This is a genomic window from Mycobacterium sp. M23085 (assembly GCF_045343915.1).
In the GTDB taxonomy this organism is placed as follows: domain Bacteria; phylum Actinomycetota; class Actinomycetes; order Mycobacteriales; family Mycobacteriaceae; genus Mycobacterium.
Map to the genome: position 1 here is coordinate 592,472 of NZ_CP174280.1, position 15,566 is coordinate 608,037.

Consider the following 15,566-nt stretch of genomic DNA (forward strand, 5'->3'; position numbering starts at 1 on the left):
CAGATCTAGTCCGCTCGGCGCTTGGCCTCGACCTGCTTTTCGACCTCCCGCCAGTAACCGGGCGTGGGGCGAGGCTTGCCGAAGCCACCCTTGGCGGCGCTCTGCAGGATGGTGTCGGCCTCGTCGATCTCCTTGATCATCTGCAGCGCGAACTCGCGCTCGGCCGCGTAGTACTTGGCCGCCCAGCGCAGCGCGAGCACCGAGTAGGCCCACGCGGGCTCCGCCTCGGCCCCCTCGGCGTCCTCGACGGCCTTGCGGTGCTTGGCCTCCGAAGAAGCCACATGCTCTTGCAGCAGTTCCTTGAGTCGCCCCGGATTACTGAGGTGGCCGAACGTAACACGTAGCAGCACACTGTGTTTGAGCACCGGCGGGTCCACGGGCGCGTGGTTGGTCCACTCGGTGACCGCGTCCATCCCGGCCGGGGTGATCTTGTACAGCCGGCGACTGCGGGTGCCCTCGTCGCGCTCGACGCGCGATGTCACCAAGCCCAGCGATTCCAGCTTCTTCAGCTCGGTGTAGATCTGGCTGTAGGACGGGCTCCAGTAGTACAGGTCGACGCTCCAGTCGATCCACTTCTTCAGGTCGTAGCCCGAGACTTCCTCTTCGTAGGACATCATGCCGAGCAGCGCCCAGCTGGTGGCGGCAAGCGCCGCGTTGGTCAGCTTTTGGCTGGCAGGGTCCGTTTCGGAGTCCATGCCGCCAGGTTAACAACACCGCCCCCTAGATTGGAGCACATGGACCGCTGGCTGGGACGCCCGTGAAATTCGCCTTCCCCGTTCCGCACCTGCTGCGCCTCAAGGCGATTACCCAGCCCTGGGAAGCCGCCGTCACCGGACCCGAACAGCGACGCATGATGCAATGCGCCGACCGGTGGGGCTACGACATGATCGCGGTGCCCGAGCATCTCGTCATCCCCACCGACCATGTCGAGCTGTCCGGGCCGCACTACCTGCACTCCACGACCGCGCAGGCCTTCATCGCCGGCGCCACCGAGCGGGCGGCCATCAACTCCTGCGTCACCATCCTGCCGCTGCAGCACCCCATCGTGCTGGCCAAAGCGCTGGCCACCGCGGACTGGTTGAGCGGAGGCCGGATGATGGTGACGTTCGGAGTCGGGTGGCTGGCCCGCGAGTTCGAGCTGCTTTCAGTGCCCTTCCACGAACGGGGCCGCATCGCCGACGAATACCTGGCCGCCATCGTCGAATTGTGGACCAACGACACGCCCCGGTTCGAAGGCCGGTATGTGTCGTTCGCGGACATCGCCTTCGAGCCGAAACCGGTTCAAAAGCCCCATCTTCCGATCTGGATCGGCGGCGACGCCGACGCGGCGCTGCGCAGGGCGGCCACGTTCGGGTCCGGCTGGTGGCCGTTTCTCACAGCCCCCGAACACATCGCCGAGAAACTCGACTACATCAAGTCCCAACCCGCCTACGACGGTCGGGAATTCGAAGTGATGCACGGGCTGGGCACCAACCGGGTGGGCGAAGGACACGTCGCCCGCCGCGCCACCGATCGGCCGGGCATGAGCGCGGCGCAGATCGTCGACCGGTTGAACTGGCTCGCCGCGCAGGGCGTGACCGTGACCGCCGTTCCGGTCCCCGCCGTCAGCGGCGTGGACGAATACCTCGATTACGCGCAGTGGGTCATCGAAGAGATCAAACCCCAGGTGTCCTAGCGGATCCGCAAGCCGCGGCTGCGCACCCAATACACCGCGGCGATGCTGCCCGCGACCCACACGCTCATCGCAATGGCGAGGTGCACGAAGCTCTTGGTGTCGCGCCCGAACACCGGCCAGATCAGCGCGGGCACCTGTTGCCACAACACTCGGTGCTCCACACCGTTCATCGGATCGGCCACGTAATACAGCGCATAGGGCAGCGTCAGGGCCAGCACCCAGCTGCGGGTGCGGCGCAGATCGCCGCGCTGGCGCCAGCGCCGGAGCAGCGGCTCCACACTGACCGGGTGTAGCACCGAGATGAAATTGCCGACGCCCAGCCAGGACACGACGGGCACCGTGACGGTGGGGATCGTAATGCCCAGCCGGCCCGGCGTTTCCAGCCACAGCGTCAACGCGACCGCGGCGGCCAGGGTGGGCAGCCCGACGATCGCGAGCAGGGCGAGGTTCTTGATCAACAGGATTCGCCAGAAGGGCACCCCGTCGGATAGCCCGCGAAGGATGCGGTAGTGATCGGCCCCCAGGAAGTTGGTGGTGGTGACGTCGGCGAGGACCCACGAGGAGAAGTAGCTGCCCACCAGGATCACCCAATCGTGGTGACGGCCAAGCGTCAGAGGCTGCACCAGCAGCCAGCCGGCGGCGAAGACCACGTTGGCCACCACACCCATCAGCCAGGTGCGCGGCCGGGTGAACGACCACCGGATCTCGGCGACGACCGCCGGAATCAGGCCCTTCTCGAAATCCTTGGCGGCGCGCCGGGCGGCGTCGGGACGCGGGGCCGACGCACGCACCGCGGTACGCAGCGCGGCGCTCACCCGCGGATGCGCCGCCGCCGCGAACTCCCCCAGCCGCTCCGGGCCACCGGTTCTGCGCCAGACGATCAACTGACGTGGCCTCCTCGCTCTCGGATCGGTCAACGGCTGGTCCGCAGCTACGCAGGGCAGGATAGCGGCATGAACCGTAGGCGTGTCATCGTCGCCGGGCTCGGAGATGCGGGCGTCCTGGCGGCGATCCGGCTCGCCGGGCATGCCGACGTGGTCGGGATCTCGGCCAAACCGGCGCTGGTGAGCGGCCAGGAGCTCGGCGTCCGGCTCTCGCGTCCGCGTGATTGGGCGCGCGACTATTGGATCCCGTTCGACCGGTTCCGCCGCCTCGACGGCGTTCGAACGGTGCAGGCGACGCTGACCGGCGTGGACCTGGCCTCTCAAACCGTCTTTGGCCGAAGCGAAGACGGCACGGCCATCGGCGAGGCTTACGACGCGCTGATCATCTCCACCGGCGTCAGCAACGGCTTTTGGCGCCAGCCGACCTTACAGTCGGCCGCCGAGATCGGCGCGGGACTGCGGGCCGCGCACGACCGGCTGGCCGCCGCCGCGTCGGTGGTCGTGGTGGGCGGCGGGGCGGCGGCGGTCAGCAGCGCCCTCAACATGGCAACCACCTGGCCGGACAAGCGGATCGACCTGTACTTCCCCGGCGAGGCCGCGCTCGGCGGACATCACCCCCGGATATGGCAGCGGATCCGCGGCCGACTGACCCGGCTCGGCGTCGGCGTCCACCCGGGGCACCGCGCGGTGCTGACCGAAGGGTTCGCGGGCGACGAACTGACCAGCGGACCCGTCCACTGGAGCACCGGGCAACCCCCGGCCGACGCCGAGGTCGTGTTGTGGGCGATCGGGCGGGTGCGGCCCAACACCGAGTGGCTGCCACCGGAGCTGCTCGACGAGCGCGGGTTTGTGCGCGTCACGCCGCAGCTGCGGGTGCCCGGCCATCGCGGCGTGTTCGCGGTCGGCGACGTCGCGGCGACCGATCCGTTGCGCAGCTCCGCCCGAAACCGTGGCGACGCCTTGGTGGCGCGCAACGTCCTCGCCGACTTCGCCGGCCGGCCGCTACGTACCTACCGCGCACCGGCGCGGCGGTGGGGCTCGCTGGTGGGTATACAGCCCAACGGGCTGGAGGTCTTCCTGCCCACCGGCCATGCGTTCCGCTTCCCGTCCTGGTCGGTTGAGCGTGTGGTGATGCCGTGGATCGTGCGCTGGGGCATGTATCGCGGGGTGCGCCAGAACGACCCGCTGCGGTGAGGAGAGAGCCGATGCAGTGCCGAATCTTCGCCGACCCCAGCAATGGCGCGACCTACCAGGAACTGGTCGACTCGGCGCGACTGGCCGAGCAATTCGGTTATGCCGGATTCTTTCTGTCCGATCACTATCACCCGTTTGCCGGCGACGGCCGGCCCGGGCCGACGGACGTCTGGACGACATTGGCCGGACTGGCGCGCGAAACGGCACGCATTCGGCTCGGCTCATTGGTGACATCGGTGACGTTTCGGCACCCCGGCCCGCTGGCGATCGTGGTGGCGCAAGTGGACGAGATGAGCGAAGGTCGCATCGAGTTCGGTCTTGGTGCAGGGTATTTCGAGCCGGAACACCTCGCCTGCGGAATTCCGTTCCCGCCCGCTGGGGAGCGATTCGATCGGCTGGGTGAGGCGCTGGAGCTCATCACCGGCCTCTGGCGGACCCCGGTGGGACAGAGCTATACCTTCACCGGCCGGTGTTTCCAGCTGCGCGACTCCCCCGCGCTGCCCAAGCCCCGGCAAAAGCCCTGTCCGCCAATCATTCTCGGTGGCACCGGCAGGAAACGCACACCCGCGCTGGCGGCGCGGTTCGCCGACGAGTTCAACCTGCAGACCAGCCGCCGTCGCGCGCCGGGCGACCAGCACCGAAGCGAACTCAAAAACCCGGCGGGCCAGATCGAACTCGTCCGCGCGGCCGCCGAGGAGATCGGCCGCGACCCCGACGGCATCGTCTTCTCGATGAGCGCCCTGATCGGCGTCGGACACAGCCGCGAGCAGGCCGCGACCGCGATCGATCCCGCCAACTTCGCGTCACAGACGTTCGACGGGACCACATTCTGCGGCTCCCCGGCGCAGATCGTCGACGAGTTGGGCCGCTACACCGAATTCGGCATCTCCCGGGTGTATGTGCGGGCACCGACGAACTTGGCGAGCCTGGCGGGAAACTACGAACTGTTCGCCGCCGAGGTGCTTCCCCAACTCGCGACGTTGTGACGTTGATACCACCTGCGCCGATCAGGCGCTGTTGAGCAGGAGCATGAGCCCGTAATCCATGTGTATCTGTTGGTGACAATGCAGCAGCGAAAGGCCGGGTTGGTCGGCGACGAAGTCGATCTCCATGCTCTGGTAGCCGCCGAGCATGGCGACGTCCTTTCGCACGCCGGCGGTCGGCGTTCCGGCGAATCGGGTGACCTCGAAGGTGTGCCGGTGCAAGTGCATGGGATGCAGGTCGTCGCTGCCGTTGCGCAGACGCAACCGGTAGCGCCTACCACGCTCGACGTCGAGCACCGGTTTGTCGGCGTCCATCGCGAACGGCACACCGTTGATCGTCCAGACGTTGAAACCGTGGTCGGCGGCGTTGCGTTTCTCGATCAACATGTCGATGGCGTGATCGGGTGGTGGGACGCTGCCCGGCTCGGGCGTGCCGAACAGCCGATAGTCCCACCGAAACGGCGGCGGTGGCGCCCATCCCGGATCCCCGGCGCGCCCGGCGTATTCGACGACCACTCCCATGCCGCGGCCGCGGTCGTCGTCGGACAGATCGCCCAACACCCAGACACCCGGATTGGTCATGTCGACGAGGGCCGAGATCCGTTCGCCCGCGCCGAGCCATAACACCGGCACCGCCGCCGAGGTGGGTACCGGATTGCCGTCCAGCGCCACGATGTCGAAGGTGTGCCCGGGCAGGGCCAAACTGCGAGTTTCGGTGGCGCTGCCGTTGAGAACATGCAGCAGCACCCGCTGACCGGCCTGCACCCGGATGGGTTCGCCGTGGCCGAGCATCCGCCCGTTGACGGCGAAGGCCCCATAGCCCACCTCGTTGCCGGGTGGCTCACCGCGCGCCAGCGAAGCGGCCATCGACGACTCGCCTCTGTCCTTCAGCTCCCGATCCGGCTCACCGGCCAGAAAGTCGCTGGCCATGTCACCCCCGCGGGTGAACGCTGGCTCAAACTCCTTGAGCGTCAGAAAGACTTCCTGGTCGTAGGCGCCCGCGTTGCCGGCGGGCTCGATGTAGACCGGCCCCACCAAACCGCTGTACTGCCCCCGGGACAGATCGGCGCGCGGGACGACGTGGGTGTGATAGAAGCGGAAGCCCGCCGGGCCGGGGACGAAGGAGATCCTGCGCATGCCGTGCGCGGGAATGTCGGGCGTTCCCTCTTCGGCGGCGCCGTCGACGTCAGCCGCCAGGTGCTGGCCATGCCAGTGCAACTGCTCCGGGGAATCGGTGTCGTTGAAGACATCGACCCAGGCGCGCCGCCCCTGCGTGAACCGCAGCAGCGGACCGGGAAATTGGCCGTTATAGGTCAAGGTCGACACGATCCGGTCCGGGGCCAATTCGACCTTCCCGGAGCCGATCCGCAGCGTGTAATCGGCCTTCCCGCTGGGCGGGCCGGCGGCCGGTGGGTGCGAACAACCGGCCCCCGACACGGCGGCGGCGGTCCCGGTTGCGGCCGTCAGCGCCATGCCGGCCCAGGCCCAGAATTCGCGCCGGGTGAGCCCCATGATCACCGCCCATCCGCGTGGCCGCCGAGAACGGGTATGAAGAAATCGACGCGATCGCTCAATTCGCTTGCCACCCGCCGGAATTCCGGGTATGCGCCGCCGGCGGCCGACGGATCGGGCAGGCTCCAATGCGTCGTGGTGGGCAGATCGTGGTCGCGCACATATTCGCGCACCTTGTCGCACAACGTGATCACGCAGTCTAAGCGGCGCCGGGAGACAGCGGCCAGCGGCTGGGGCCGGGTGCCGCGCAGGTCGATGTCGTACTCGTCGCGCATCACCCGTATGGCGTTGACGTGCAGACACGAGTTGGGATGGCTGCCCGCGCTCGCCGTCCGAATGCGGCCCTCGCCCCGCTTCTGCAGCAGCGCCGCCGCCATGGGCGACCGCGCGCTGTTCCCGGTGCACAGAAACAACACCGACCGCGGTGGCGGTTTGGCGGGCAGGGCGGGCGCCAACGCCGGATGCAATGCGGCGGCGGCCTCACCGAATGCCGCGGCGCATTGAGTCAGGTTCAACCGGTAGTAGCTGTCGCGGCCGTCGAAGTTGCTGCGGCGCGCATCGATGAGTCCGGCCGAACGCAACAGCCGCAAGTGATAGGAGACCAGGTTCTGCGGCTCGCCGATGGCGGTCGCAAGCTCCCGCACCCGTTGGTCCCCGGACGCCAGCTCCGTCAGCAGCGCCCACCGCAGCGGATGCGACGCCATCCGCATCAGCGGTGGAACGCCCGCGGGATCGGCTGCCGCCATGTTCCGCACAATACATCAAATTGGTTTGATAGGTTAGGCCTGCGCAAGACGGCACCAGTTGTTTTCTTCGACTCGAGGGGGCCGAGTGTCCGAACCGACGCCGATGAACGCCCCGGCACACAGTGGCGAATTGCGGCGCAGTCTGGGTGTTTTCGATGCGGTGGTGATCGGGCTGGGGTCGATGATCGGTGCCGGGATCTTCGCGGCACTGGGTCCCGCGGCGCGCGCCGCCGGCTCCGGACTGTTGCTCGGCCTGGCTTTGGCGGCTGTGGTCGCCTACTGCAACGCCACGTCCTCCGCGCGGCTGGCGGCGTGCTATCCCGCGTCGGGCGGCACCTATCTCTACGGCCGAAAACGGTTGGGAGACTTCTGGGGATACCTGGCCGGGTGGGGCTTCGTCGTCGGCAAGACCGCGTCGTGCGCGGCCATGGCCTTGACCGTCGGGTTCTATGCCATGCCGGCGCAGGCGCATGCGGTGGCCGTCGCGGCGGTGGCCGCGCTGACGGTGGTGAACTACGCCGGTGTGCAGAAGTCGGCCTGGCTGACCCGCATCATCGTCGCCGCGGTGCTCGCCGTGCTGGCCGCGGTGATCGCGGCCGCCTTCACCTCCCCGGCGGCCGGCGCCGATCGACTCCACCTCACCGGCATCACCACCGGCGGCGTCGTTCAGGCCGCGGGTCTGCTGTTCTTCGCCTTCGCCGGTTATGCGCGCATCGCGACGCTGGGCGAGGAGGTGCGCGACCCGGCCCGCACCATTCCACGGGCGATACCGCTGGCACTCACCATCGCCCTGGCCGTCTACGCGCTGGTGGCCGTCGCGGCGCTCGCGGTCCTGGGGCCGATCCGCCTCGCCCAGACCGCCGCCCCCTTGGTCGAAACGGCCCGCGTGGCGGGCACCGGCTGGCTGGTCCCCATCGTTCGGGTGGGGGCGGTGGTCGCGGCGGTGGGGTCCCTGCTCGCGCTCATCCTCGGCGTCTCGCGCACCACATTCGCCATGGCAAGGGACCACCATCTCCCCAACTCGCTGGCCGCCGTGCATCCACGATTCCGGGTGCCGCACCGCGCGGAGCTGCTGATCGGCGTCGTCGTGGCGATCCTGGCCGCCACCAGCGACCTTCGCGACGCCATCGGTTTTTCGTCGTTCGCCGTGCTGATCTACTACGCCGTCGCCAACGCCTCCGCATTCACCCTCCGTCGCGACGAGGGCCGCCCGCACCGCGCCATCCCGGTGATCGGGCTGCTCGGCTGCCTGGTGCTGGCGTTCGCGATGCCACCGTGGTCTGTCGTTTCCGGTGTGGCGGTGCTGGCCATCGGCGTGGCCGCCTACCTGATTCGGCACTTTATCGTCCCGATGCGATTGCGGCGCAACCGAAATCGCGCCTGACTCCGTCGAATACCGCCCAAGCTAGGCCGGCCACGCCGGCGGCTGATTCACCACTACGCGATTCCCCGTGGGCCGGATGGGGAAGACTGACCGAATGTCCGACGAGGGAACCGAAGCATTCGACAAGCTGGTGGCGCTGTTGAACTATCCGATGTTCGTCGTCACCACTCAGGCCGACGGCACCCCGGCCGGCTGCCTGGTGGGTTTCGCCAGCCAGACCAGCATCCACCCGCCCCGGTTCCTGGTCGGCCTGTCCCGCCGCAACCACACCTTCCGCGTCGCCCGCGCCGCCTCCCACCTGGCCGTGCACGTGTTCGACCACCAGCACCTGGAGGTGCCGGAGCTGTTCGGCAGCCAGACCAGCGACGAGGTCAACAAATTCGACCGATGTGCCTGGCATCGCGGCCCCGAACAGCTGCCCATCCTCGACGACGCCGCCGCCTGGTTCTCCGGTGAGATCCTGGAACGATTCTCGCTCGGCGACCACGTCGGGCACCTGCTCGCGCCGATGGGCGGCAGTCCGCCGCGGGAACTGGACACCTGGGTGTCCTTCGGCGACGTGCGCGAGCTGCAACCGGGCCACGAGGCCTAGCCGGGTGAGCGTGTCGCCCCGGATCAGCGCCGTCCCCAGCATCCTCGAGCTCGCACCCTTCTACGCCGATCCCCCGGATGGTGTGCGCGCCAACATGATCTTCAGCGCCGACGGCGCCGCCGCATTCGACGGCCGCGCCGGTCCGCTGTCCTGCCCCACCGATCAGCGGCTCCTGAAAATCCTGCGCGGCCTGGCCGACGTCGTGCTGGTCGGCGCCGGCACCGCCCGCGCCGAAAACTATGGCCCGGTATCACTAAGCGATGCCGCGCGGGCCAGACGGCACCACGAAGGGCGGGCCGAACCACCCCCGATCGCGGTGGTGAGCCGCAGCGGTCAACTACCGCCGCGGCTGTTCAGCAATCCGGCCCAGCCACCGATCCTGGTGACCTGCGCGCGAACCGCGGCCCGACAAGACCTCGACGACGATCGGCAACACGTGATGGTCGCCGGGGAGGACTCCGTGGACGTCTCGCGCGCGGTCGCGATGCTGCGCGAGCAGGGCCTGCACCGCATCCTGTGCGAGGGCGGACCGACGCTGCTCGACGAGCTGGTGGAAGCCGACGCCGTCACCGAGATCTGCGTGACACTGGCCCCGAAGCTGGCGGCGAGCCAGCCGGTGGGCCACCGGACACATCCGGCGCGACTGCCCGCCCCGGTCACCATGCAACTGCAGCACGCGCTGGTCTGCGACGGCTATCTGTATTTGAAATACTGCCGCTGAGCGCGGCCTGGCGTGCCGGAATTCGCGTCCGCAATGCGCTCGGCATGCAGCCGACGGCGCGTCTTCCTATGATGAAAATGCCCGGCGTGAAATCGGATCGAATCGCTTCCCGCGAGATCCCTGTACTTGACAGTAGTCCACTTCCTCGATGCACACAGAATAGGATCACCGGCCCGGTGAGCAGTTCAGACGACGACCATGACTACCGTAATCTGGCGGTGAACCGGCTGCGCCCCAGTGAAATTCAATGGGCGCTCAACCACGACGCGGTGCACGGCATCGCCTACGCGTTCAAAAACCCCGTCGCGGTCGCCGACTCCCTCGATGATCCCGACGACGACCGGAAGACCTACCTGGTGCGGGTCAAGCGCGACGACCTGGCCAACGCGCTGGCGAAAATCAACGAATGGATCTTCGACAATCCCGGCCCGGCCGGGATGCAGGCCTACGGATTCGTCCGGGCGCTGTCCCGGGAAGGGCTCACCGAACGCGCCACCGGCGAAGACGACAACCGCTGAATTCGCACCGTCTCCCGCGTCCGGCTGACCGGTCTAATCCGTCACCGGTTCCGAATCTTCCTGGTCCTCAGCATCTTCCACGGTCAAAGGCAACGCCAGTTCCTCGAGCGGACGCTGCTCGGCGGCGACGCCGAGCCACAGTTCGACCAGGCCGGCCGCGGCCATCACCACCGCCCCGATGAGGAATGACCAGACGACCTCGGTGCGCATGCCCGAGTTGATCAGCTGACCGAACAGCAGCGGGCCGGTGATCCCGCCGATCGCCGTGCCCAACGCGTAGAAGAATGCGATGGCCAGCGCCCTGGTCTCCATCGGGAAGATCTCGCTGACCGTCAGGTACGCCGCGCTGGCGCCGGCCGACGCCAGGAAGAACGCGACGATCAGCACCCCGATGAAGGCCCACACACCGCCGGCCTGGGTGACGAACACCACCGCCAGCGCCACCACCGCGACAGCGGAACCGATGTAGGTCAGCGTGATCATCGGCTTGCGGCCGACCGTGTCGAACAGGTGCCCGAGCACCAGCGGCCCGGCGAAATTGCTCAGGGCCCACACCACGAAGAACACCGGCACCATGCCCGACGGCACGGCGTAGAACTGGCTGAGCAGCGTGCCGAGGTTGAAGGTGACGCCGTTGTAGAGGAACGCCTGCCCGATGAACAGTGCCAGCCCGAGGACCGCGCGGCGCGGATAGAGCTTGAACGCCACCGCGGCGATCTCCCGGAACGAAATCGTCGTGCGCTGACGGATCCGCAGCGCCTTGCCCTGGGGCTCGGGCAGCGGTTCGCCCGTCTCCTTTTGGACCGCCTCTTCGATGTCGCCGACGATCCGCTCCGCCTCCTCGTCGCGGCCGTGGATGAACAGCCAGCGCGGGCTTTCCGGGACGTTGCGCCGCACCAGCAGCACGAAGATGCCCAGGATGGCGCCGATGCCGAAGGCCAGCCGCCAGCCGACGTTGGCCGGGAAGTTCGAGGTGTTCAGCAGGATCAGCGCCCCGCCCGCGCCGGCGGCCGAACCCACCCAATAGGTTCCGTTGATCACCAGGTCGACCCGGCCGCGGACCCGCGCCGGGATCAGCTCGTCGATGGCCGAATTGATGGCGGCGTATTCGCCGCCGATGCCGGAGCCGGTGAAGAAACGGGCCACGAAGAAATACCACGGCGCGAAGGCGAACGCGGTCGCGACGGTGGCCACCAGATAGATGGCCAGAGTGAGGATGAACAGGTTTCGCCGCCCGAAGCGGTCGGTCAGGTGACCGAAGAACAGCGCCCCGGAACAGGCCCCGGCGATGTAGATGGCAGCCGCCATGCCGATCTGCGCGGCGTTCAGGGAGATGCCGCTGTTGTGCTCCATGAGCCGGGCCGACACGTTGCCCACCATGGTGACCTCGAGCCCGTCGAGCACCCACACCCCACCCAGGCCGACCACCACGCGCCAGTGGAACCGCGACCACGGCAGCCGGTCCAGCCGCGCCGGCACATGGGTCGAGATGGTTTTGGTTTGCGCGCTCGCACTCATGCAGCCTCCGTTCTGGTTTGACAGAGATACCCACCGCCGCCCGTCACTAGCCCTACGCGGGGTATCGCCCCGGCGCAGCGCCCGTCGGGGTCAGCCGCGATCGGACCGGGATTCCTCGGGGGTCCAGGGCTGTGGCTGGCCGGGGTGGCCGGGGAAAAGGAAGTCGATGAAGGCCGCGGCCGTGGGCTGCGGCTCGTGGTTGGCCAGCCCCGGGCGCTCGTTGGCTTCGATGAAGGCGTAATCGGCGCCCGTCACGTCGGGCACCAGCAGGTCGATGCCGGTCACCGGGATGCCGATCGCTTCGGCCGCGGTCACCGCGACGCGGCACAGTTCGCTGTTCACCTGCGCGGTGACGTCGTGGATGGTGCCGCCCTGATGCAGGTTGGCGGTGCGGCGAACCCGCAGCCGTGTCCCCTGCGGCAGCACGTCGTCCAGCGTCCAGCCGGCTTCGGCGATCGTCGACTCGGTGAGATCGTCGAGCGGGATGCGGGACTCGCCGCCGGTGGCCGCCGAACGCCGCCGGCTCTCGGCCGCGATCAGGTCCCGCACGCTGTGCTCCCCGGTGCCGATGACCTCCGGCGGCAATCGCAGCGCGGCGGCCACCACCCGGCCGTCGATCACCACCAGCCGAAGGTCGTCGCCGGTCACCCGCTGCTCGATCAGCACGTCCGGGTATTGCTGCCGCGCCCGTGCCAGGGCCGAACTGAGGTCGTCGGGCCCGTTGTCCGGGACCACCCCGACGGTGATGCCCTTGCCCTGCTCGCCACGCGTCGGTTTGACGACGACCTCGCCGACCTCCTTGAGGAACGCGAAGTCACTTTCGTCGAAGGTGGCCAGCCGGGCGCGGGGCACGGTGATGCCCGCCTCGGACACCAGGCGCCGCGTCAGCCGCTTGTCGTCGCAGCGGCACATGGCCACCGCGGAGGTGTACTCGGACAGCGATTCCCGGGTGATGACGCTGCGCCCGCCGTGGGTCAGGCGCATCTCGCCGGTCTCGGCGTCGAGCACCTCGACCCAGATCCCGCGGCGCAGCGCTTCGTCGGCGATGATCCGGGCGTAAGGGTTGAGGTCGTCGATCGTCTCGGGCGGCGGACTGAACAGCGGCTCGTTGATCGCGTTCTTGCGCTTGATCGCGAGCACCGGGACGCGGCGGAAACCCAGCTTCTCGTAGAGGCCGATGGCGGCGGCGTTGTCGTGCGCCACCGACAGGTCCATGTAGGCGCGGCCCGCGCTGCGGAAGTGCTCGGCCAGCGCCTTGGTGAGGGCGCCGCCGACGCCGGGCAACCCGGCGGCCGGATCGACCGCCAGGGTCCACAGGCTCGACCCCTCTTCCGGGTCGTTGAACAGCAACTTGTGGTCCACGCCGGTGACGGTGCCGACCACCGCCTCGTCCTCGTCGCGCACCGCGAGCAGGTACTTCACCGCCGGCACGTGCTGATGGTTGTCCCAGATCACGTCGACGCCGGCCGGGACCATGCCGCAGCGCACATAGACGCGATTCATCGCGTCGGCGTCGATCGGGTCGTTGAGCGTGCGCACGGTCACGCCCAGCGGTGACGGCGCAAGGTTCTTGGTCTCAGCGGTGAACCGCAGCCGGTAGGTGTGGCTCGGGTCGATGAACAGCTCGGTGGGCGCCTCCGCGACCACCACGTGGGATTCCCGGGCATAGATGCAGATGTCACGCCGGCCGGGTCCCTCGCGGCGCAGCGCCTCGACCAGATGCTGGGAATCGGCGAAGGTCTGCCCGAAAATCAGCCGGCCCCAACCCAATTCGAGCTCGACATCCTTGGCCATCGCGTCGACGAGCTCGGGCGGCGACGCGTCGTGCAGACCGAGCGTGATCGCCTCGGTGTGGTCGCCGGACGGATCGGCGGTGGTCATGCAACCGGGCCCGTTACACCGTGACGCTGCAACCAGAGTTCGAGCAGGGCGATCTGCCACAGCTCGTTGCCGCGCAGCGGGGTCAGCTTGCCGTTCGGGTTCGCCAACAGCGCGTCGACCGCGTCGGTGTTGAACAGGCCGCGCTCCTTGGCGGTCGGCGCGTAGAGGGCGTCGCGGACCATTTCCAGGTACGGGCCTTCGAGGTGGGTCAACGCCGGGACCGGGAAGTAGCCCTTGGGGCGGTCGATCACCTCCGCCGGAATCACCCGCCGCGCAGCCTGTTTCAGCACGCCCTTGCCTTCGTGGGCGATCTTGTACTCCGGCGGGCAGGTCGCGGCCAGCTCGACCAACTCGTGGTCGAGGAACGGCACCCGGCCCTCCAGCCCCCAGGCCATCGTCATGTTGTCGACCCGCTTCACCGGGTCGTCGATCAGCATCACCGTGGTGTCGAGCCGCAGCGCGCGGTCGATCCCGGTTTCGGCGCCGGCCCGCGCGAAGTGTTCGGTGACGAACCGCAGGCTGGGGTCGCCGGGCGCGACGATGCCCGGTCCGACCAGCGCTTCGACTCCGGCCGTGTCGCGGTCGAAGAAGGCGCCGCGGTACTGGGCGACGGCACCCTCGAGGGTGGCGGCGGCGGGGTCTCCCATCGGCGGATACCAGTGGTAGCCGGCGAACACCTCGTCGGCGCCCTGACCGGACTGCACGACCTTGACGTGCCGCGCCACTTCCTGGCTGAGCAGGTAGAAGGCGACGCAGTCGTGGCTGACCATCGGTTCGCTCATCGCGCCGATGGCGCCGTCGAGCGCGGGCAGCATCCGGTCGGTCTCGATGCGGATCTGGTGGTGGTCGGTCTCGAAGCGCTTGGCCACGATGTCGGAGTACTGGAACTCGTCGCCCTTGACGCCACCCGCCGACTCGAAGCCGATGGAGAAGGTCGACAGCCCGTGCTGGCCCGCTTCGGCGAGCAGACCCACGATCAGGCTGGAGTCCACGCCCCCGGACAGCAGGCAACCGACGGGCACGTCGGCGACCAGGCGGCGCTTGACCGCCAGCCGCAGCGTGGACAGCACGGCGTCTTCCCAGTCGCGCTCCGACCAGTCCGCGCGGTCGGCGTGCCGGGTGAAGTCGGGCGCCCAATAGGTGGTGACGGTGCGCCTGCCGTCGGGCTCGATGGCGACCAGCGAGGCCGGCGGCACCTTGCGGACCCCGCGCAGGATGGTGTTCGGCGCGGGCACCACCGAGTGAAAGCTCATGTAATGGTGCAGGGCGACCGGGTCGATCCGGGTGTCCACGCCGCCGCCGGCCAACAGCGCCGGCAGTGTCGAGGCGAACCGGACCCGGTGATTGTCCTCCGTCAGATACAGCGGCTTGATGCCGAGCCGGTCCCGGCCGAGCAGCACCCGCCCGCTGTCGCGTTCCACGATGGCGAAGGCGAACATGCCGAACAGGTGGCTGACGAAATCGTCGCCCCAGCGGTGGTAGGCCTTGATCAGCACCTCGGTGTCGCTGTGCGAGAAGAAGCGGTAGCCGTACCCGCTGAGCTCCTGCCGCAACTCCTTGTAGTTGTAGATGCAGCCGTTCCAGGCCAGCGACAGCCCCAGCTCCGAGTCGACCATCGGCTGGGCGCCGGCTTCGGTCAGGTCAATGATCTTGAGCCGACGATGGCCAAGCGCGACCCGGCCCTGCGACCAGGCGCCGCCCGCATCCGGGCCCCGTGGTGTCAGCACCGCGGCCATCGCTGAGACCGCCGCTACATCGGGCGCCTGCCCGTCGAGCCGGACCTCCCCGGTGACTCCACACACGCCTTTGACCCTACCGCTGCCCGGACCGAAGCGCGCGTGAGCTCCGCCAAAACTGCTGCAACGGACCACGTACGGCGGTGATCGACGGGTGGTGATCTCCGCGATCGACGGATTTGTGAAGTGGATCGCACCGCCACCCACCGGCGAAACCGCTCA

General features: G+C 68.5%; 14 protein-coding genes. 7 read left to right on the forward strand and 7 right to left on the reverse strand.

Annotation, left to right across the window (positions count from 1 at the left end; translation table 11 throughout):
* Positions 1-5 precede the first annotated feature (5 nt).
* Entirely contained in the window at positions 6-695 is a 690-nt protein-coding gene (locus tag ACIUM1_RS02550; RefSeq protein WP_406815731.1) for a helix-turn-helix transcriptional regulator, read from the reverse strand.
* A 62-nt stretch (positions 696-757) separates the two neighbouring features.
* On the opposite strand from ACIUM1_RS02550, the gene ACIUM1_RS02555 reads away from it, so the two are divergent.
* Positions 758-1,675, forward strand: a complete 918-nt coding sequence (locus ACIUM1_RS02555) for a TIGR03619 family F420-dependent LLM class oxidoreductase (RefSeq protein ID WP_406815732.1) — start codon at positions 758-760, stop codon at positions 1,673-1,675.
* Here ACIUM1_RS02555 and ACIUM1_RS02560 read toward each other — a convergent pair.
* On the reverse strand, positions 1,672-2,559 hold the full coding sequence (locus ACIUM1_RS02560; protein WP_406815733.1) for a hypothetical protein: 888 nt from the start codon (positions 2,557-2,559) through the stop codon (positions 1,672-1,674). The two genes, ACIUM1_RS02555 and ACIUM1_RS02560, sit on opposite strands and share 4 nt — an antisense overlap.
* Before the next feature lie 69 nt (positions 2,560-2,628).
* Between ACIUM1_RS02560 and ACIUM1_RS02565 the strand changes: the two genes are divergently transcribed.
* Both ACIUM1_RS02565 and ACIUM1_RS02570 read left to right on the forward strand, forming a co-directional pair.
* Positions 2,629-3,753 (forward strand): FAD-dependent oxidoreductase, encoded by a 1,125-nt coding sequence (locus tag ACIUM1_RS02565; protein ID WP_406815734.1) that lies wholly within the window; start codon positions 2,629-2,631, stop codon positions 3,751-3,753.
* 11 nt (positions 3,754-3,764) lie between these two features.
* Positions 3,765-4,739, forward strand: coding sequence for a TIGR03560 family F420-dependent LLM class oxidoreductase (locus ACIUM1_RS02570; RefSeq protein ID WP_406815735.1), 975 nt, complete (start codon positions 3,765-3,767; stop codon positions 4,737-4,739).
* A 21-nt stretch (positions 4,740-4,760) separates the two neighbouring features.
* On the opposite strand, the gene ACIUM1_RS02575 is transcribed toward ACIUM1_RS02570, so the two are convergent.
* Both ACIUM1_RS02575 and ACIUM1_RS02580 read right to left on the reverse strand, forming a co-directional pair.
* Positions 4,761-6,248 (reverse strand): multicopper oxidase family protein, encoded by a 1,488-nt coding sequence (locus tag ACIUM1_RS02575; RefSeq protein WP_406815736.1) that lies wholly within the window; start codon positions 6,246-6,248, stop codon positions 4,761-4,763.
* A gap of 2 nt (positions 6,249-6,250) precedes the next feature.
* Positions 6,251-6,994: an ArsR family transcriptional regulator gene (locus ACIUM1_RS02580; protein WP_406815737.1), complete on the reverse strand. Its 744-nt coding sequence runs from the start codon at positions 6,992-6,994 to the stop codon at positions 6,251-6,253.
* A 103-nt stretch (positions 6,995-7,097) separates the two neighbouring features.
* On the opposite strand from ACIUM1_RS02580, the gene ACIUM1_RS02585 reads away from it, so the two are divergent.
* The 4 genes from ACIUM1_RS02585 to ACIUM1_RS02600 all read left to right on the forward strand — a co-directional run bounded on the left by ACIUM1_RS02585 (position 7,098) and on the right by ACIUM1_RS02600 (position 10,209).
* Complete coding sequence (locus tag ACIUM1_RS02585; protein ID WP_406817499.1) at positions 7,098-8,378, forward strand: APC family permease; 1,281 nt, start codon at positions 7,098-7,100, stop codon at positions 8,376-8,378.
* 94 nt (positions 8,379-8,472) lie between these two features.
* Positions 8,473-8,970 (forward strand): flavin reductase family protein, encoded by a 498-nt coding sequence (locus ACIUM1_RS02590; protein ID WP_406815738.1) that lies wholly within the window; start codon positions 8,473-8,475, stop codon positions 8,968-8,970.
* Positions 8,971-8,974: 4 nt separating this feature from the next.
* Positions 8,975-9,691 carry a pyrimidine reductase family protein gene (locus ACIUM1_RS02595; protein ID WP_406815739.1) on the forward strand — a complete coding sequence of 239 codons (717 nt, stop codon included), beginning with the start codon at positions 8,975-8,977 and terminating at the stop codon, positions 9,689-9,691.
* Positions 9,692-9,867: 176 nt separating this feature from the next.
* Positions 9,868-10,209, forward strand: coding sequence for a hypothetical protein (locus ACIUM1_RS02600; protein ID WP_406815740.1), 342 nt, complete (start codon positions 9,868-9,870; stop codon positions 10,207-10,209).
* 33 nt (positions 10,210-10,242) lie between these two features.
* Here the strand turns inward: ACIUM1_RS02600 and ACIUM1_RS02605 are convergent, their stop codons facing one another.
* The 3 genes from ACIUM1_RS02605 to ACIUM1_RS02615 all read right to left on the reverse strand — a co-directional run bounded on the left by ACIUM1_RS02605 (position 10,243) and on the right by ACIUM1_RS02615 (position 15,410).
* On the reverse strand, positions 10,243-11,727 hold the full coding sequence (locus ACIUM1_RS02605) for an MFS transporter (RefSeq protein ID WP_406815741.1): 1,485 nt from the start codon (positions 11,725-11,727) through the stop codon (positions 10,243-10,245).
* Positions 11,728-11,817: 90 nt separating this feature from the next.
* Positions 11,818-13,608, reverse strand: a complete 1,791-nt coding sequence (ngg, locus tag ACIUM1_RS02610; RefSeq protein WP_406815742.1) for an N-acetylglutaminylglutamine synthetase — start codon at positions 13,606-13,608, stop codon at positions 11,818-11,820.
* Positions 13,605-15,410 carry an N-acetylglutaminylglutamine amidotransferase gene (locus ACIUM1_RS02615; protein ID WP_406815743.1) on the reverse strand — a complete coding sequence of 602 codons (1,806 nt, stop codon included), beginning with the start codon at positions 15,408-15,410 and terminating at the stop codon, positions 13,605-13,607. The genes ngg and ACIUM1_RS02615 overlap by 4 nt, the downstream gene beginning before the upstream one ends.
* Positions 15,411-15,566: the final 156 nt, after the last annotated feature.